This is a genomic window from Brachybacterium sp. NPDC056505, from assembly GCF_042794925.1.
GTDB lineage: Bacteria > Actinomycetota > Actinomycetes > Actinomycetales > Dermabacteraceae > Brachybacterium > Brachybacterium kimchii.
On the sequence record NZ_JBHTSV010000055.1, the window covers coordinates 1 to 17,201 of the forward strand.

Genomic DNA, 17,201 nt, shown 5'->3' on the forward strand with positions numbered 1-17,201 from the left:
GGCGGCACCCCTCGACGGGGTGCCGCCCGCGCTCGCTCTCCATCCCCTCGCACCCGACCCTGGGAGGACCCTCCGGTGCCGATCGACCTGACCACTGACGCCGCCGTGCGCGACCAGCTCCTCGAACCCGGGGGAGACGGTCCGCTCGTGCGGCGCACGATCCTCCCCGGCGGCGTCCGCCTGCTCACGGAGACCGACCGCTCGGTGCGCAGCGCGACGCTCGGACTCTGGCTGCCCGTGGGCTCGCGCGACGAGACCCCCGCCCACGCCGGCTCCACCCACGCCCTCGAGCACCTCCTGTTCAAGGGCACCGCCAGGCGCAGCGCCCTGGACATCGCGACGGCCTTCGACGAGGTCGGCGGCGAGTCCAACGCGGTCACCGCGAAGGAGCACACCGTGTACCACGGGCGCGTGCGCAGCGCGGACCTGCCGCTCGCCCTGGACGTCCTCACCGACATGGTCACCTCCTCGCAGCTCGCGCCCGAGGCCCTCGAGACCGAGCGCGAGGTGATCCTCGAGGAGCTCGCGATGGCGCAGGACGACCCCACCGACTCCGGGTACGAGGAGTTCCTCGCCCAGGTGCTCGGGCCCGACACCCCGATGGGACGCCCCGTCGGGGGCACCCTCGAGACCGTCAGCGCCCTCACCGACGCCGACGTGCGCGCGCACTTCGCCGCCCATTACAGGCCTCAGAACCTCGTGGTCACCGCCGTCGGCGACCTCGACCACGACGAGCTCGCGGAGCGCCTCACCGCCAGCCTGTCCGCGGGCGGCTGGGGCCTCCAGGAGGGCGCCGCGCCGTCGGAGCGCCGACCCGCCCTCGAGCGCTCGCTGCCCGCCGACGGCGCGGTGCCCGGCCCGGCGTCGGCCGTGGTCCCGCACCGCATCGTCCGGCCCCTCGAGCAGACCCACATCTACCTGGGCGGGCCGTCGATCTGCGCGAGCAGCGAGGACCGCCACACGATGAACGTCCTGATGGCGATCCTCGGCGGCGGCATGTCCTCGCGGCTGTTCCAGCACATCCGCGAGGAGCGCGGCCTGGTCTACACCGTCTACTCCTTCAGCGCCGCCTACCGCGACGCGGGCCTGTTCGGCATGTACGCCGCCTGCCGGCCTGCGCGCGCCGAGCAGGTCGTCGAGCTGATGGGGGCCGAGATCGAGCAGATGCGCGACCACGGCGTCACCGACGAGGAGATGCGCCGCGCGCTCGGACAGATCACGGGCGCTCTCGCCCTCGGTCTCGAGGACACCGCGTCGCGGATGGGGCGCCTGGGCAGCCTCGAGCTCGTCCAGGGCCGCTACTCGACCGTCGACCAGGCCCTCGAGAAGATGGCCGGCGTGACCGCCCAGGACGTGCGGGACCTCGCCGCACGCCTCGCCGGGTCCTTCACCACCCGCGTCGACGTCGGCCCCGAGGCCGGCTGAGCCGCCGGCTCGGCCCCGCACACCGCATCCCCACCGCCCTCCCGGAAGGAACCCACCATGTCGCAGAGCATCCGCGTCGCCGTCCTCGGCGCCCAGGGTCGCATGGGCAGCGCCGCCTGCACGGCGATCGAGGAGGCCGACGGCCTCGAGCTCGTCGCCCGCATCGGCAGCTCCGACCCGCTCGACGCCGCGGCCGATGCCGGCGCGCAGGTCGTCGTCGACCTCACCGTCCCCGCCGTCACCAAGCGCAACGTGCTCTGGGCGATCGAGCACGGGATCCACGCCGTGGTGGGCGCGACCGGCTGGGACGAGGGGTCCCTCGCCGAGGTCCGCGCCGCGCTCGGCGAGCAGCCGAGCACCGGCGTGCTCATCGCCCCGAACTTCGCGATCGGCGCCGTCCTGGTGATGCGCTTCGCCGAGGCCGCGGCCCGCTACTACGAGAGCGCCGAGGTCATCGAGATGCATCACCCCGAGAAGCTCGACGCCCCCTCGGGCACCGCCCGCCACACCGCCGCCGCGATCGCCCGCGGCCGCGAGGCCGGAGGACTGGGGGACGTGCCCGATGCGACGCAGAAGGACGAGCTCGGTGCGCGGGGCGCCGTCGTCGACGGCATCCACGTGCACGCCGTCCGCCAGCGCGGCCTCGTCGCCCACGAGGTCGTCCAGTTCGGCGGCGTCGGCGAGCAGCTCGAGCTGCGCCACGACTCCTTCGACCGCGTGTCCTTCATGCCCGGCGTGCTGCTGGGCGTGCGCGAGATCGGCTCCCGCCCCGGGCTCACCGTGGGCCTCGACGGCTACATGGACCTCGGCTGAGCATGCGCGCGAAGATCGGTGTCGCTCTGCTGCTGCTGGTCACGGCGGCATACTGCTGGGGCCTGCTCTGGATCGCGACCGGCTTCGCGCGCGCAGGCGGCGTGATCGGCTGGGGGCTGGCGGCGGGCCTCGTGGTGCTGCTCGTGCTCACCGTGTGGGTGACCTGGCGCGAGGTCCTGTTCGGCCTGCGCGCGGGACGGCTCGCCCGTCTCTACGGCGCGGCGCGCTTCGAGACCCAGATCGGCGCCGGGACAGACGGCGCCGGGGCAGACGGCTTCGGGGCCGACAGCGCCGGGACAGACGTCGTCGGGGCCGACGGCGCCCAGGCCCGCGCCGAGCAGGACCCCGTCGCCCAGCGCGATGCGCGCAGGGCCGCGGCCCGTGCCGAGTTCGAGGCGGCGCGCGACGCCGTCCAGGCCGGTGGCGAGGACGACTGGCGGGCCTGGTACCGCCTGGGCCTGGCCTACTCCGCGAACCGGGACACCCGGGACGCCCGCGCCGCCGTGCGTCGGGCGATCGCCGTGGAGGCCGGGCGCGGGGTCTGATCAGCCCCAGCCGAGCGCCCGGCAGAGCGCCGCGACCACGGCGGCCGCGATCACGACCACCAGGAAGGGCGCGCGCAGGGCGAGCAGCAGCGCGGCGACCGCGAGCGCGGACAGTCGGGCGTCGGCCATCAGCTGCTGGCCGTCGGCCGCCGCCTGGGTCGCGACCAGCGCGCCGAGCAGCGCGACGGGCAGCAGGGAGGTGACCCGCGCGATGCGCGGCTCCTCGAGGACCCCCGGCGGCACCTGGTAGCCGATCCACTTCTGCGCGAACGACAGCACCGCCGCCGCGATCACGCCCGCCCACAGCCAGCTCATGCGCGCTCACCGTCCTCGTCCGATGCGTCGGCCGGAGAGTTCTCGGCCGTGCTTCCGGCGCTCCGGTCGCCGTCGGCCCGATCCCCGCCGTCCCCCGAGCGGCGCGGCAGCAGCCCGGCGACCACGGCGACCAGCGCCGCGGCGAGCACCGGCAGGCCGGCGGGCAGGACGGGCGTCGCGATCAGCGCGATGAAGGCCGCGGCGACTGCGACGGCCACCACGTCCTTCGAGACCAGGCGCGGCCACAGCAGCCCCAGGAACGCCGCGGCGGCCGCGGCATCCAGGCCCCACGCGCCCGGATCGCCCACGCTCTGCCCGATCAAGGCCCCCACCAGGGAGAACAGGTTCCAGAACACGTAGACCGCGATCCCTGTCGCCCAGAACCCGGCGCGCTTGGCGGCCGGGGGGCCGGCGGTCGCGGCCACGGCTGCGGACTCGTCGATCGTGAGCAGGGAGCGCGCGGCACCCTTCGCCCCGCCGCGCGGCAGCGTCGGCGCGAGCACGAGGCCGTAGAGGGTGTTGCGGATGCCCAGCAGCACGGCGGCCAGCGCCGCGCCCAGGGCGCTCCCGCCCCCTCCGATCACGCCCACGAAGGCGAACTGGCTGCCGCCGGTGAACATGATCGCCGAGAGCACCATCGCCTGCCACACGTCGAGTCCCGAGGCGGTCGCGAGCGCCCCGAAGGAGATCCCGTACAGGCCGGTCGCGACCCCCGCCGACAGGCCCTTGCGACGGGCGGCCGAGACGGCGAGGGACACCGACGCGGCATCCGGTGACGGAGCGTGGCCGGCGCTCTGCGCGGCGGGGGAGCGGTCGCTCGGATCGTGCATGCTCATGACCCGTCCACAGTAACCGGGGAGTTTCCCGCATGCGCAGGTCGCGCGGGGTATGAGACCGTGGGAGGCATGAACGAAGCCTCCGCCGCGGGCGCCCCCGGGAAGGGCGCTCAGGCCCCTCAGGACCCCTTCCCCCTGGATGTCGACGCCCTCCTGCTCGACATGGACGGGACCCTCGTCGATTCGGGCCCCTCGGTGGAGCGCGCGTGGACGAAGCTGTTCGAGGAGCACGGCTCGAACCGGACCTTCGACCACACCCTCCACGGCATGCCCGCCCGCGGGGTGCTCGCCGACGTCTTCCCCGACATGCCGGCCGACGAGATCGAGGCGGCCCATGCGCGCGTCGAGGACCTGGAGGTCGAGGACGCCAAGCGGATCTCGATCCTCCCTGGCACGGCCCGGCTGATCGGCGAGCTGCAGTCCGCCGCCGAGCAGCTCGGCCGGCCCACCTGGACGATCGTGACCTCCTGCACGCGGCGGCTGTTCGAGGCCCGCTGGGCGATCACCGACCTGCCCTACCCAGAGGAGACCCTCGTCACCGCCGACCAGGTGAGCCGCGGCAAGCCGGACCCGGAGCCCTATGTCCTCGGCGCCGAGCGCCTGGGCGTGGATCCCTCCCGGGCGCTCGTGATCGAGGACTCCCTGGGAGGCCTCGCCTCCGCCCGCGCCGCGGGGAGCCCGGCGATCGCGGTGACCACGACCACCCTCGCGCACGAGCTCGCGCCCCATGCCCAGGCGCTGCTGACCTCCCTGGACGACGTCGCCGTCGAGGTGCACGAGGGGCACCTGCGCGTCGTCCGCCGCTGAGGGCGTCCCCGCCTGCCGGCTCCAGTACGATGCCGAGCATGCGTTCCGCTCTCACCGTGGCCGCCGGCCGTGCCGCGCGCCGCCTGGCCAGACTCCGCGGCGGGGGCCGCGGCGGCAGTGCCTTCCCCGGTCTCGTGGTCGAGAGGATCGACCCCGGCTTCCTCGCGCGCACCCTCGAGGGGCTGCCGCTCGGCGTGGTCGTCGTCTCGGGCACCAATGGGAAGACGACCACCACGAAGATCCTCGTGGAGCTGCTGCGCTCCCAGGGCCTGCGGGTGTTCACCAACCCCACCGGCTCGAACTTCGTCCGCGGCGTGGCGGCGGCCCTGCTCACCGAGGTCGACGCCCGCGGCCGCCTCGCCGCCGACATCGCCGTGCTCGAGCTCGACGAGGCCCACGCCGTGCACTTCGTGCGCCAGGTGCGTCCGCGCGCGAGCCTGCTGCTGAACGTCATGCGCGACCAGCTCGACCGCTTCGGGGAGATCGACCACACCGCCGACCTCCTGCACACCGTCGCGAAGGCCAGCACGGAGCTCGTCGTCCTCAACGGCGACGACCCGCGCCTGTCCGCGCCGCGCTTCACCGACGACCTCGGCGCTCGCGTCGAGCGCTTCGGCATCGGGGAGGGGCTGCGCCGCGTCTTCCTCTCCGACGACGACCTGCGCCGCGAGGACGCCGGCGGCGCGATGCTCGAGGACGCGGGCCTCGGCGCCGGCCCCGCCGACGGCGCGCGGACACCCGCCACGCGGCTCGAGGCCATCGACGGGCGCCGCGCCCGCATCCTCGTCGACGGCGAGGAGCACGAGGTCGAGTTCGTGCTGCCCGGCGTGCACAACATGCTCAACGCCACCGGCGCCCTGGCGCTCGCCTCCTCCCTGCTCGGGGCCGACGCGGACCTCCCGGCCCTGCTGCGGGCCCTCGCGCACGTTCGCGCCGCCTTCGGTCGCGGCGAGATGCTCGAGGTCGACGGCGTCCCCCTCGAGCTGGCCCTCGTGAAGAACCCCGCCGGCTTCCGGATGAGCCTGCTCAGCGCCGGCACGGACCCGGCGGAGACCATGATCGCGATCAACGACGAGTACGCCGACGGCCGCGACATGTCCTGGCTCTGGGACGTCGACTTCAGCGCCCTGCGCGCGAGCGGCGTGCACGTGGTCAGCGGCGTGCGCGCCTACGACATGGCCCTGCGCCTGCGCTACGACGAGGTGCTCGTGGACGGCGTCGAGACTGACCTCGGCCCGGCCCTGCGGTCGCTGATCGACGCCGCCCGCGCGAGCGGCCGGCCGATGCGCATCTTCTGCACCTACACCGCGATGCTCGCCGTGCGCGCGCAGCTCTCGCGGATCACCCACGTGGAGACGGTCCTGTGAGCACGAACGAGCACCCCGCCCCGTCGGCCCCGCGCAGCGCGGGGACCGGCGCGGACCTCACCCCCGTCCCGACGCCGCGCCGGCAGGCCGCGCGCGAGGACGCCCCGGCGCTGCGGATCCTGCAGCTCTACCCCTCCGAGATGAACATCTACGGCGACTGGGGGAACACGCTCACGCTGATCCGGCGGGCCCAGTGGAGCGGCTTCGAGGTCGAGCTGCTGGCCCACGAGGTCGGCGATCGGCTCCCCGCGGACGTGGACCTCGTGGTCGCGGGCGGCGGCCAGGACTCCGGCCAGGTGCGCATCGCCGCCGACCTCCTCTCCCACGGCCCCGCGATCCGCGAGTGGGCCGAGCAGGACGTCCCCATGCTCGCCGTCTGCGGCTCCTACCAGCTGTTCGGGCACGTGTTCGTGCCCGCGACCGGGGACACTGCCGACGAGCCGCTGACCGGCATCTCCCTGCTGGACGTCGAGACCCGCGGCAGCAGCACCCGCCTGATCGGCAACCTCACCATCGAGACCGAGCGCTTCGGACCCGTGGTCGGCTACGAGAACCACTCCGGGCTGACCACTCTCGGGGCGGACTGCACGGCGCTGGGCTCCGTGCGCGCCTTCGGCCAGGAGGGCTCGCGCGCCGGCGGGAACAACGGGGCCGACGGCACCGAGGGCGCCGTGCACCGCGAGGTCGTCGGCACCTACCTGCACGGCTCCGTGCTCCCCAAGAACCCGGCGCTCGCCGACCACCTGCTCGCCGCGGCCCTGCGCCACCGGGTGGGGGAGGACGCGTACACCGCGCCCGACCTGGAGGGGATCGTCACCCAGCGCGCCCGCGACATCGCCATGTCCCGGCCTCGCTGAGGCCTCCGGCTCGACTACCCTGGGGAACCATGAGCGACAGCGAGAGCGACATCGTCTTCCGGTCCGACATGACCGTCCAGCTGGTGCGGTCGGCGGCGCAGGACGGCGACGTCGTCTTCGCGGCCCGCGTCTCGACCCAGGGGGAGAAGACCCTGGCCACCGCGGGCGAGGACGCGAGCGAGCGCGACAAGGGCCTGATCCGGTTCCTCATGCGCGACCGCCACGGCAGCCCCTTCGAGCACAACAGCTTCACCTTCTACGTCGAGGCGCCGATCTTCGTCTTCCGCGAGTTCATGCGCCACCGCATGGCCTCCTACAACGAGGAGTCCGGTCGCTACCGGAAGATGCGACCGGTGTTCTACGTGCCCGGCCCCGAGCGCAACCTCCAGCAGGTCGGCAAGCCCGGCGCCTACACCTTCGAGCCCGGCACCCCCGAGCAGCACGCGCTCGTCACCGAGACCGTGCGCGCGCAGTCGACCTCCGCCTACGAGGGCTACCGCAGGATGCTCGAGGCGGGCGTGGCCCGCGAGGTCGCCCGCACCGTGCTCCCGCTGAACCTGTACTCCTCGATGTACGTCACCGTGAACGCGCGCAGCATGATGAACTTCCTGAGCCTGCGCACCCAGCGCCCCGATTCGGCGTTCCCCTCCTTCCCGCAGCGCGAGATCGAGATGGTCGCCGAGCTCATGGAGCAGCACTTCGCCGAGAAGATGCCGCTCACCCACGCCGCCTTCGAGGCGGGCGGCCGCGTCGCCCCCTGACGCGCCCGCCCGACGACCCGCATCCCCATCAGGCAGTCCCACCAGGAGGACAGATGACCGTCCAGCCCGCACCGGCAGCACGGCCCTTCGGCACCGTCGGCACCGCGATGGTCACCCCCTTCAGCGAGGACGGTGAGAAGCTCGACCTGGAGGCGGCGCAGGCCGTCGCCGCGCACCTCGTCGCGCACGGCAACGACTGCCTCGTGCTCAACGGGACGACGGGCGAATCGCCCACCACGAGCGACGCCGAGAAGGTCGCCCTGGTGAAGGCCGTGCGCGAGGCCGTCGGCCCCGGGATCACGCTGCTCGCGGGCGTCGGCAGCAACGACACCCGCCACAGCATCGAGCTCGCCCGCGCCCACGCGGACCTCGACCTGCAGGGGCTGCTCGTCGTCACGCCCTACTACTCCAAGCCCTCCCAGGACGGGATCATCGCGCACACCGAGCAGGTCGCCGACGCGACCGAGCTGCCGGTGCTGCTCTACGACATCCCCGGCCGCAGCGGCGTCCCGCTCGCGCACGAGACGCTCCTGCGCCTCGCCCAGCACGAGCGGATCCTCGCGGTCAAGGACGCCAAGGGCGACCTCCAGCAGGCCGCTCTGATCACCGCCCAGTCCGACCTCGTGTACTACTCGGGGGAGGACGCCCTGAACCTCGCCTGGCTCGCCGTCGGAGCGGCCGGCATCGTCTCGGTCGTCGGCCACGTCGCCGGTGATCTCGAGGCGCAGATGGTCGCCGCCGTCCAGGCCGGCGACCTCCCCGCTGCCCAGCAGCTCAACCGCCGCCTGGCCCCCGTGGTCGAGGCGGTCATGACCCGCATGCCCGGCGCGGTCGCCGCGAAGACGGCCCTGGTGCTCCAGGGCGTCCTCCCGCACGCGACCGTCCGCGGCCCCCTCGCCCCTGCGAGCGCACCCCAGATGGCCGAGCTCAGAGAATCGCTCGCCGCCGTCGAGGGAATCCCGCCGCTCGTCTGAACACCGGAAGGACCCATGACACTCACCACTCCCTTCAGCGAGCGGCTCCAGCAGCCCCGCAAGCCCTCCAAGGACACCCTGCGGATCATCCCGCTGGGCGGCCTCGGCGACGTGGGCCGCAACATGACCGTCTTCGACTACAACGGGCGTCTGCTCGTCGTCGACTGCGGCGTGCTGTTCCCCGAGGAGTCCCAGCCCGGCGTGGACCTGATCCTGCCGGACTTCCAGTACCTCGAGGACCGCCTCGACGACATCGCGGCGATCGTCCTCACCCACGGCCACGAGGACCACATCGGCGCCGTCCCCTACCTGCTGCGCCTGAAGCCCGACATCCCGGTCGTCGGCAGCCAGCTCACCCTCGCGTTCATCGAGGCCAAGCTGCGCGAGCACCGCATCAAGCCGTACACCCTCGCCGTCAAGGAGGGGGACAGCGAGAGCTTCGGCCCCTTCGACTGCGAGTTCGTCGCCGTCAACCACTCGATCCCCGACGCGCTCGCCGTGTACATCCAGACGCCCGCCGGGACCGTCCTGCACACCGGCGACTTCAAGATGGACCAGCTGCCGCTCGACGGCCGCATCACCGACCTGCGCGCCTTCGCGCGCCTGGGCGAGAAGGGCGTCGACCTGTTCATGGTCGACTCCACGAACGCCGAGGTCCCGGGCTTCACGACCGCCGAGCGGGAGATCGGCCCGGTCATCGACTCGATCTTCGCGCGTTCGCGCCAGAAGATCGTCGTGGCCTCGTTCTCGAGCCACGTCCACCGCGTCCAGCAGGTCCTCGACGCCGCCGCGAAGCATGGCCGCAAGGTCGCCTTCGTCGGCCGCTCGATGGTGCGCAACATGGGCATCGCCTCGGACATGGGCTACCTCGACGTGCCGCCGAGCACCCTCGTGGACGTCAAGAAGATCGACTCCCTGCCCGACGAGAAGGTCGTGCTCATGTGCACCGGCAGCCAGGGCGAGCCGATGGCGGCGCTGGGCCGGATCGCGAACAGCGACCACCGCGTCTCGGTGGGCCCCGGGGACGTCGTGATCCTCGCGAGCTCGCTGATCCCCGGCAACGAGAACGCCGTCTTCCGGATCGTCAACGGCCTGATGGCCCTCGGCGCCGAGGTGGTCCACCAGGGCAGCGCCCGCGTGCACGTCTCCGGGCACGCGAGCTCCGGCGAGCTCCTGTACTGCTACAACATCGTGCGTCCGAAGAACGTGATGCCCGTGCACGGCGAGGTCCGCCACCTCATCGCCAACGGTCGCATCGCCGAGTCCTCGGGCGTGCCCGCCGACCACGTGGTCCTCGCGCACGACGGCTCCGTGGTCGACCTCAAGGACGGGCACGCGAAGGTCGTGGGTGAGATCCCCAACGGCTACGTGTACGTGGACGGATCCAGCATCGGCGAGATCTCCGAGGCGGACCTCAAGGATCGCCGCATCCTCGCCGATGAGGGCTTCATCTCCCTGTTCACCGTGGTCAGCTCCGAGACCGGCGAGATCCTCGCGGGCCCGGAGATCCACGCCCGCGGCGTCGCGGAGGACACGGCCGTCTTCGAGAAGATCCGGCCCGACATCATCAAGGCCCTCGAGAAGGCCCTCGCCGAGCAGCCCGGGAAGCGCGACACGCACCAGCTGCAGCAGGTCATGCGGCGCGTCGTGGGCCGTTACGTGGGCCAGCGCCTGCGCCGCCGCCCGATGATCATCCCGGTGGTCGTCGAGGCCTGATCAGGCCGGCGCACTCCGTGCACGACGTCCCGGATCCCGCTCGCCCTGAGCGGGATCCGGGACGTCTCCGTGTCGCCGCACCCGGGTCCGACGGGGGTGAGAGGGTAGATTGGCCCCATGGCGACACGTACGTCTTCCCCCGCACGTGCGTCGAAGGGCTCGTCCCGGACCTCGTCCTCCCGCTCCTCGCAAGGAGCCGGCGCGGCCGCCCACGATCCGTCGACGCTCCCGCTCCCGGTGCGCGCAGTCCGCGCCGGGTATCTCGGCATCGCCCGTGCGATCGGCGGATTCATCCGCGCGATCGGCGTGGCCCGCTGGGAGGTCCCCTTCGACCAGCGCCGTGACGGCTATGCCCTGTTCCTCCTGCTCATCGCGGCCCTCGTGGCGACCCGCGAGTGGTTCCGCGCGCCCGGCGCGCTGTTCGACGGCGTGCACGCGGTGGTCGGCGGGACCTTCGGCATCGCCTCCGTCGCGGTCCCGCTGCTCGCGATCGGCTGGGCGCTGCGCATGTTCCGGCGCCCCGACTTCGTGCGCGCGAACACGCGCATCGCCCTGGGCGTCGCCCTGCTGATGGTCTCATTCTCCGCGATCGCCTCGATCCACGCGCGCATGCCCGCCCCGTCCGACGGGATCGACGCGCTGGCCTCCGGCGGCGGAGTCCTCGGCTACCTGGGCGCCGCGCCCCTCGAGGCGCTCGTGCCGGCCCCCGTGGTGATCGTCGTCTACGTCCTCGTGGCACTGTTCGCGGTGCTCGTGCTCACGGCCACGCCCCTCGAGGCGCTGCCCTCGCGGGTGCGCGGCGTCTACGCGACCCTCGTCGGCCACAGCGAGGAGGAGGACGCTGAGCGCGAGAGCTTCGGACTGCGCCCCCGCCGCTCCGCCGCGGCGCCCGCGGCGACCGAGGAGCAGGCGGAGGCCGCGCCCAAGCCCCGTCGACGCCGCACCAAGAAGGAGATCGCCGAGGACGCCGAGCGCGACCACGACGAGTTCGGCTACGCGGGCGACGAAGCCTTCTCCGGCGCCGTGCAGGGAGACGAGGACGCCGCCGGCGGCCGACGCTCCCGCGGTGCCCGCACCCGCAAGGGCTCCCGCGCCGCGGGCGGCGCCGAGAGCACCGACAGCACCGAGGTCTTCGACGTCGTCGCCGACGAGAACGCCCGCGCCAAGGGGTTCCCCGGGAGGACCGCGGCCCTCCCGGCCGGCGGCGCCGGGGCCGACGGGCGCACCGCGCCGATGCCGGCCTCCGGGGCGCGCGGCCAGAAGGGCGCACGCGGCCAGAACGCCCAGGTCGCGCAGGACGCCCAGGTCCCGCAGAGCCGTCCGGCCCCCGCGGCGTCCGCAGCCTCGAAGGAGGCGCAGGAGGAGCGTCCCGAGATCATCCTCCCGCCGAGCGGCGACCTTCCGCGCGCAGGGGAGCAGCTCGAGCTCGCGGGCGACGTCGTCTACACCCTCCCGGACTCGTCCTTCCTGCTCGAGGGCCCGCCCGCGAAGTCCCGCTCCGAGGCCAACGACCGCGTGGTCGAGGCCCTCGGCGAGGTCTTCGCCCAGTTCAACGTCAACGCGGAGGTCGTCGGCTTCTCCCGCGGCCCGACGGTCACCCGCTACGAGGTCGAGCTCGCGCCCGGCACGAAGGTCGAGAAGGTCACCGCTCTCGACAAGAACATCTCCTATGCGGTCGCGAGCTCGGACGTGCGGATCCTCTCGCCCATCCCGGGCAAGAAGGCCATCGGCATCGAGATCCCGAACACCGACCGCGAGACCGTCGCCCTCGGCGACGTGCTGCGCAGCCCCGTCGCGACGCGCAACGAGCACCCGATGGTGATGGGCGTGGGCAAGGACGTCGAGGGCGGCTACGTCGTCGCGAACCTCGCGAAGATGCCGCACATGCTGGTCGCGGGCGCGACCGGCTCCGGCAAGTCGAGCCTCGTCAACGCGATGATCACCTCGATCCTCATGCGCGCCACCCCGGAGGAGGTGCGCATGGTGCTCGTGGACCCCAAGCGCGTGGAGCTCACGATCTACGAGGGCATCCCGCACCTCATCACGCCGATCATCACCAACCCGAAGAAGGCCGCCGAGGCCCTCGAGTGGGTCGTCAAGGAGATGGACGCCCGCTACGACGACCTCGCGACCTTCGGCTTCAAGCACATCGACGACTTCAACAAGGCCGTGCGCGCCGGGGAGGTCGAGGTGCCCGCGGGCAGCGAGCGACGCCTCGCCCCGTACCCGTACCTGCTGGTCGTCGTCGACGAGCTCGCGGACCTGATGATGGTCGCCCCGCGCGACGTCGAGGCGTCGATCCAGCGCATCACCCAGCTCGCGCGCGCCGCCGGCATCCACCTGGTGCTCGCGACCCAGCGCCCGAGCGTCGACGTGGTCACCGGCATCATCAAGGCGAACGTGCCCAGCCGCCTGGCCTTCTCCACGTCCTCCCTGCAGGACTCCCGCGTGATCCTGGATTCGCCCGGGGCCGAGAAGCTCATCGGCCAGGGCGACGCCCTGTTCCACCCGATGGGCAAGGCCAAGGCCATGCGCGCCCAGGTCGCCTGGGTCAACGAGTCGGAGATCCACAAGGTCGTCGACCACGTCAAGAAGCAGATGAAGCCCCACTACCGCGAGGACGTCACCGTCGCCGCGGCCAAGAAGCAGATCGACGACGACATCGGCGACGATCTCGAGGTGCTGCTGCAGGCCGCCGAGCTCGTGGTGACCACGCAGTTCGGCTCGACCTCGATGCTGCAGCGCAAGCTGCGCGTCGGCTTCGCCAAGGCCGGCCGCCTCATGGACCTGCTCGAGTCCCGCGAGATCGTCGGCCCGTCGATCGGCTCGAAGTCCCGCGATGTGCTCGTCGGCCCCGACGACCTCGCCGGCGCGATCGCGCGCATCAAGGGCGAGGACGACACCGGGTCCGCGGGCCGCGCCCCCTCGGACTCCGACGCCCCCTTCGACTCCAGCACCGACGTGGGCGACGAGGCCGGGTACTCCGGCGATGAGTACGACGGCGCCGGCTACGGCGGGGCCGACGAGGGTGACGACGGCTTCGGGGACGCTCCCGCGGGCCCCGGCGGGCCCGCCCCCGCCGGCTCGGCGCAGGGCGGCGCCCCTGACCGCTACGGCCAGGACCCGCTCGCCCACGACGCGGGCGACGTCGCGACCGACTACTACGACGACTACGACTCCGCGGAGGGAGAGAGCGAGGACGCCTGGCAGCTCACCGGCAGGTGAGCCGTCGGCGCCCGAGCGATCGACACCGCGAGTCCCGACCGGGCGTCACCGACGCCGACCGAGGAGCAGGCATGAACGCCCCGCAGACCCACCCGGACGCCCCGCCCGTCCCGCTGTGGAACATCGCGAACATCCTCACGATGATCCGCTGCGTGATGGTGCCGGTGTTCATCGTCGTCGCCGCCTTCTACCCGGACGTCATCTCCGGACGCCTCGTGATCACGGCGATCTTCGTGGTCGCGATGATCACGGACTTCCTCGACGGGCACCTCGCCCGCAGCCGGAACCTCATCACCGACTTCGGGAAGATCGTCGACCCGATCGCGGACAAGGCCATGACCGGCGCCGCGTTCGTCATGCTCTCGGTCTGGGAGTACATCCCCTGGTGGATGACGATCCTGATCCTGCTGCGCGAGTTCGGCATCACGATCATGCGCTTCACGATCCTGAAGTACGGGGCGCTGCCGGCGAACCTCGCGGGCAAGACCAAGACGATGATGCAGACGATCGCGATCACCTTCTGCCTGCTGCCCTTCGAGCTCTGGTGGGGGCCGGCTCGCTGGATCGGCCTCGTCCTCGTGGTCATCGCGCTCGTGCTCACCGTCTACTCGGGCCTGGTGAACCTCAAGGACGGCCTGCGGCTGCGCCGCGAGGCCCTCTCTTCGACCTCCCGCCGATGAGCGGATCCCCGGACACCGCCCGGGCCGTGATCGCTCTCGCGACCGAGGCCGGGCTGCAGCTCGCGACCGCGGAGTCGCTCACCGCCGGGGCGGTCGTCGCGCGCCTCGTGGACGTGCCCGGCGCGAGCTCGTGCGTCGCCGGGGGAGCGGCCTGCTACAGCTATGGGGCCAAGCACCGCGTGCTGGGCGTCGACGACGCCGAGCTCGAGCGCACGGGTGCCGTCACGGCGGAGGTCGCCCGGGCCATGGCGCGCGGCGCGCTCTCCCTCTACGACGCCGATCTCGCCGTGTCGACCACAGGGGTCGCCGGTCCGGGGGCCGACGACCGCGGCGTCCCCGCGGGGACCGTCCACCTCGCCGTCGCGGTCCGCCACGGCGCGGAGCGCGGCGCCCGGGAGCCCCGGATCGCCCTCGAGCGTGAGCTGCATCTCGCCGGATCCCGCGCCGGGATCCGCGAGGAGAGCGTCGCCGTCGCGCTCGACCTGCTGCGCACCGAACTCGAGCGGATGGCGCAGGCCCCCTTCTGACCTCCGGCGATGCGCCGCCGGTACGCCCGGACCGCAGTCGTCGGCCCGTCCGCACAGCGTCATGAGGGGCAACGCACTGGGTTCTCCGAGGGAGCCGACCGTAGGATCGGGAACACCCGGAGCGGTCGGGACGTTGCACTCACTGTGATGAGCACGATGAATCCCACCCGCGCACGGCGCCCCGGACACCCGGCGCCCGCTCGCGCGACCACCCGTCCCGGGACCCTGCGCGCGGGAGCGCAGCTCCCCGCCGGGGCGCTCCGCACCCCCCGTGGGGACACGCACGCACACGCGGAGGCGGCCACCGCCGCTCCCGCGCACACGAAGGGAGGCCGACCCGTGATCCTCTTCCGCCAGGAGCTCGGCGACGTCCTGCGCGAGACCCGGCGCTCCCAGGGTCGAACCCTCCGGCAGGTCTCCTCGGACGCCCGCGTCTCGCTGGGCTACCTCAGCGAGATCGAGCGCGGCCAGAAGGAGGCCTCGAGCGAGCTGCTCTCCTCGGTCACCGAGGCGCTCGGAATGCCCCTCTCCTTCGTCCTGCGCGAGGTCTCCGACCGCATCGCAGTGGCCGAGGGCATGAGCATCCCCGACACCATCCCCGAGGGTCTGGCCGACGGCACCGAGAGCCTCGTCGGCGCCGCCTGACGTGCGCCGCAGCGAGTACACGCAGCTGGCGGACCACGTCTTCGGCCGCACTCTCGCGACGACGTACACGCAGGAGATCGCCCTCGCGCGGCTCGGTCACCGCACCCCCGCCCAGGCGATCGCCCAGGGCGAGGACGTGCGCGCGGTCTGGACCGCCCTGTGCGACGAGATGGACGTCCCGGAGTCGCGGCGCTGGGAGATCCCTCCCGAGCTGCGGCATCGCTGAGGGGCCGGGCGGCACCTGAGCAGCATGCGAGCACCACTCCCACGCGGCGCGCCGGATCACCGGCGCGCCGCGTGTCGCATGCGTGCGTTCGAACATCTGTTCGGGTATCGTGGCGCCCGACGACCGGTTCCGCACAGGACCGATCCGCCCTCCCTCACGGGTCCTCCCCAGGGGCCCTCCATCCACAGGCGGGGCGGGATCCTCCCGGATGTCCGACCGTCGACCTAGTGTGGCCGCACGGCACGCATCCGCCGGTCGCACCGGCTCCCCGGAAGGAACAGAACATGCCCGCAGCGAAGTCCAGCTCCACACCCAAGGACCGCGCGTCCAAGGACCGAGCGTCCTCCCTCGACAACGCCCTCGCCCAGATCGACCGCCAGTTCGGCAAGGGGTCGATCATGCGGCTGGGCGATGACACCCGCCCTCCGGTCGAGGTCATCCCCACCGGCTCGGTCGCCCTCGACGCCGCGCTCGGCATCGGCGGCCTGCCCCGCGGGCGCATCGTGGAGATCTACGGCCCGGAGTCCTCGGGCAAGACCACGGTCGCGCTGCACGCGGTCGCCAACGCCCAGCGCAACGGTGGCATCGCCGCCTTCATCGACGCAGAGCACGCCCTGGATCCCGAGTACGCGAAGAAGCTCGGCGTGGACACCGACGCCCTGCTGGTCTCCCAGCCGGACACCGGCGAGCAGGCCCTCGAGATCGCCGACATGCTGATCCGCTCCGGCGCCCTGGACGTGGTGGTCGTCGACTCCGTCGCCGCGCTCGTGCCCAAGGCGGAGATCGAGGGCGAGATGGGCGACTCCCACGTCGGCCTGCAGGCGCGCCTCATGTCCCAGGCGCTGCGCAAGCTCACCGGTGCGCTGTCCTCCTCGGGCACCACCGCGATCTTCATCAACCAGCTGCGCGAGAAGATCGGCGTGTTCTTCGGCAGCCCGGAGACCACCACGGGCGGCAAGGCCCTGAAGTTCTACGCCTCCGTGCGCATGGACATCCGCCGCATCGAGACCCTCAAGACCGGTCAGGACTCCGTGGGCAACCGCACCCGCGTCAAGGTCGTGAAGAACAAGATGGCCCCGCCCTTCAAGCAGGCCGAGTTCGACATCCTCTACGGCGAGGGCATCTCCCGCGAGGGCGGTCTCATCGACATGGGCGTGGAGAACGGCATCGTGCGCAAGTCCGGTGCCTGGTTCACCTACGAGGGCGACCAGCTGGGCCAGGGCAAGGAGAACGCCCGGCAGTTCCTCAAGGACAACCCGGACCTCGCCGCCGAGATCGAGCAGAAGATCCTGCAGACCCTCGGTGTGGGCGAGTACGCCGTGAAGGAGGAGGCTCCGGCCGAGGCCGCGAGCGAGTCCTTCGACGCCGGCGAGTTCCTCGACGAGGACGTCCCGGCGACCATCTGATCCGGTCCTCCGGATCGGTCGCTCATGATCGGAACGGAATCCGACCCAGCGCGCGGCGGCATGCACCCCATGCCGC

At 72.6% G+C, this 17,201-nt stretch carries 17 protein-coding genes; 15 read left to right on the forward strand and 2 right to left on the reverse strand.

What is annotated here, in order from left to right:
- Positions 1–75: 75 nt before the first annotated feature.
- The 3 genes from ACFQ53_RS16925 to ACFQ53_RS16935 are packed head-to-tail and all read left to right on the forward strand — an operon-like array spanning position 76 to position 2,783.
- Entirely contained in the window at positions 76–1,425 is a 1,350-nt protein-coding gene (locus tag ACFQ53_RS16925) for a M16 family metallopeptidase (protein ID WP_377861893.1), read from the forward strand.
- Between the two features lie 57 nt (positions 1,426–1,482).
- Positions 1,483–2,238 carry a 4-hydroxy-tetrahydrodipicolinate reductase gene (gene dapB / locus ACFQ53_RS16930; RefSeq protein WP_377861896.1) on the forward strand — a complete coding sequence of 252 codons (756 nt, stop codon included), beginning with the start codon at positions 1,483–1,485 and terminating at the stop codon, positions 2,236–2,238.
- 2 nt (positions 2,239–2,240) lie between these two features.
- Entirely contained in the window at positions 2,241–2,783 is a 543-nt protein-coding gene (locus ACFQ53_RS16935; RefSeq protein WP_377861899.1) for a hypothetical protein, read from the forward strand.
- On the opposite strand, the gene ACFQ53_RS16940 is transcribed toward ACFQ53_RS16935, so the two are convergent.
- Together ACFQ53_RS16940 and ACFQ53_RS16945 are read right to left on the reverse strand one after the other, a co-directional pair.
- Entirely contained in the window at positions 2,784–3,098 is a 315-nt protein-coding gene (locus ACFQ53_RS16940) for an AzlD domain-containing protein (RefSeq protein WP_377861902.1), read from the reverse strand. It abuts the gene before it with no gap.
- A complete protein-coding gene (locus ACFQ53_RS16945; RefSeq protein ID WP_377861905.1) occupies positions 3,095–3,934 on the reverse strand; it encodes an AzlC family ABC transporter permease in 840 nt (279 codons plus the stop codon). Before ACFQ53_RS16945 ends, ACFQ53_RS16940 begins: the two co-directional genes overlap by 4 nt.
- Before the next feature lie 69 nt (positions 3,935–4,003).
- Between ACFQ53_RS16945 and ACFQ53_RS16950 the strand changes: the two genes are divergently transcribed.
- From ACFQ53_RS16950 to recA, 12 genes are all read left to right on the forward strand, one after another.
- Entirely contained in the window at positions 4,004–4,741 is a 738-nt protein-coding gene (locus ACFQ53_RS16950) for an HAD-IA family hydrolase (RefSeq protein ID WP_377861908.1), read from the forward strand.
- 29 nt (positions 4,742–4,770) lie between these two features.
- Positions 4,771–6,108 carry a MurT ligase domain-containing protein gene (locus ACFQ53_RS16955; protein WP_377861911.1) on the forward strand — a complete coding sequence of 446 codons (1,338 nt, stop codon included), beginning with the start codon at positions 4,771–4,773 and terminating at the stop codon, positions 6,106–6,108.
- A gap of 110 nt (positions 6,109–6,218) precedes the next feature.
- The gene (locus ACFQ53_RS16960; protein ID WP_377861933.1) at positions 6,219–6,965 is read left to right on the forward strand and encodes a type 1 glutamine amidotransferase; all 747 of its coding nucleotides are present in this window, start codon (positions 6,219–6,221) and stop codon (positions 6,963–6,965) included.
- 29 nt (positions 6,966–6,994) lie between these two features.
- Positions 6,995–7,726, forward strand: a complete 732-nt coding sequence (gene thyX, locus ACFQ53_RS16965; protein WP_200503564.1) for an FAD-dependent thymidylate synthase — start codon at positions 6,995–6,997, stop codon at positions 7,724–7,726.
- Between the two features lie 53 nt (positions 7,727–7,779).
- Entirely contained in the window at positions 7,780–8,700 is a 921-nt protein-coding gene (gene dapA, locus ACFQ53_RS16970) for a 4-hydroxy-tetrahydrodipicolinate synthase (protein ID WP_377861914.1), read from the forward strand.
- 15 nt (positions 8,701–8,715) lie between these two features.
- The gene (locus ACFQ53_RS16975) at positions 8,716–10,416 is read left to right on the forward strand and encodes a ribonuclease J (protein WP_377861917.1); all 1,701 of its coding nucleotides are present in this window, start codon (positions 8,716–8,718) and stop codon (positions 10,414–10,416) included.
- A 117-nt stretch (positions 10,417–10,533) separates the two neighbouring features.
- Positions 10,534–13,641, forward strand: a complete 3,108-nt coding sequence (locus ACFQ53_RS16980; RefSeq protein ID WP_377861920.1) for a DNA translocase FtsK 4TM domain-containing protein — start codon at positions 10,534–10,536, stop codon at positions 13,639–13,641.
- Between the two features lie 71 nt (positions 13,642–13,712).
- Positions 13,713–14,321 (forward strand): CDP-diacylglycerol--glycerol-3-phosphate 3-phosphatidyltransferase, encoded by a 609-nt coding sequence (gene pgsA, locus ACFQ53_RS16985; protein WP_377861923.1) that lies wholly within the window; start codon positions 13,713–13,715, stop codon positions 14,319–14,321.
- Positions 14,318–14,848 carry a CinA family protein gene (locus tag ACFQ53_RS16990; RefSeq protein WP_377861926.1) on the forward strand — a complete coding sequence of 177 codons (531 nt, stop codon included), beginning with the start codon at positions 14,318–14,320 and terminating at the stop codon, positions 14,846–14,848. Before pgsA ends, ACFQ53_RS16990 begins: the two co-directional genes overlap by 4 nt.
- A 339-nt stretch (positions 14,849–15,187) precedes the next feature.
- Complete coding sequence (locus ACFQ53_RS16995; protein WP_152353562.1) at positions 15,188–15,493, forward strand: helix-turn-helix domain-containing protein; 306 nt, start codon at positions 15,188–15,190, stop codon at positions 15,491–15,493.
- 1 nt (position 15,494) lies between these two features.
- A complete protein-coding gene (locus ACFQ53_RS17000; protein WP_249480708.1) occupies positions 15,495–15,719 on the forward strand; it encodes a DUF3046 domain-containing protein in 225 nt (74 codons plus the stop codon).
- Positions 15,720–16,003: 284 nt separating this feature from the next.
- On the forward strand, positions 16,004–17,125 hold the full coding sequence (recA, locus tag ACFQ53_RS17005) for a recombinase RecA (protein ID WP_377861930.1): 1,122 nt from the start codon (positions 16,004–16,006) through the stop codon (positions 17,123–17,125).
- Positions 17,126–17,201: the final 76 nt, after the last annotated feature.

Bases quoted from the DNA above. Each gene is read 5' to 3' on its own strand.
- dapB (WP_377861896.1), top strand. From the start codon at position 1,483: ATGTCGCAGAGCATCCGCGTCGCCGTCCTCGGCGCCCAGGGTCGCATG.
- ACFQ53_RS16935 (WP_377861899.1), top strand. From the start codon at position 2,241: ATGCGCGCGAAGATCGGTGTCGCTCTGCTGCTGCTGGTCACGGCGGCA.
- ACFQ53_RS16940 (WP_377861902.1), bottom strand. From the start codon at position 3,098: ATGAGCTGGCTGTGGGCGGGCGTGATCGCGGCGGCGGTGCTGTCGTTC.
- ACFQ53_RS16945 (WP_377861905.1), bottom strand. From the start codon at position 3,934: ATGAGCATGCACGATCCGAGCGACCGCTCCCCCGCCGCGCAGAGCGCC.
- ACFQ53_RS16950 (WP_377861908.1), top strand. From the start codon at position 4,004: ATGAACGAAGCCTCCGCCGCGGGCGCCCCCGGGAAGGGCGCTCAGGCC.
- ACFQ53_RS16955 (WP_377861911.1), top strand. From the start codon at position 4,771: ATGCCGAGCATGCGTTCCGCTCTCACCGTGGCCGCCGGCCGTGCCGCG.
- thyX (WP_200503564.1), top strand. From the start codon at position 6,995: ATGAGCGACAGCGAGAGCGACATCGTCTTCCGGTCCGACATGACCGTC.
- dapA (WP_377861914.1), top strand. From the start codon at position 7,780: ATGACCGTCCAGCCCGCACCGGCAGCACGGCCCTTCGGCACCGTCGGC.
- ACFQ53_RS16975 (WP_377861917.1), top strand. From the start codon at position 8,716: ATGACACTCACCACTCCCTTCAGCGAGCGGCTCCAGCAGCCCCGCAAG.
- ACFQ53_RS16980 (WP_377861920.1), top strand. From the start codon at position 10,534: ATGGCGACACGTACGTCTTCCCCCGCACGTGCGTCGAAGGGCTCGTCC.
- pgsA (WP_377861923.1), top strand. From the start codon at position 13,713: ATGAACGCCCCGCAGACCCACCCGGACGCCCCGCCCGTCCCGCTGTGG.
- ACFQ53_RS16990 (WP_377861926.1), top strand. From the start codon at position 14,318: ATGAGCGGATCCCCGGACACCGCCCGGGCCGTGATCGCTCTCGCGACC.
- recA (WP_377861930.1), top strand. From the start codon at position 16,004: ATGCCCGCAGCGAAGTCCAGCTCCACACCCAAGGACCGCGCGTCCAAG.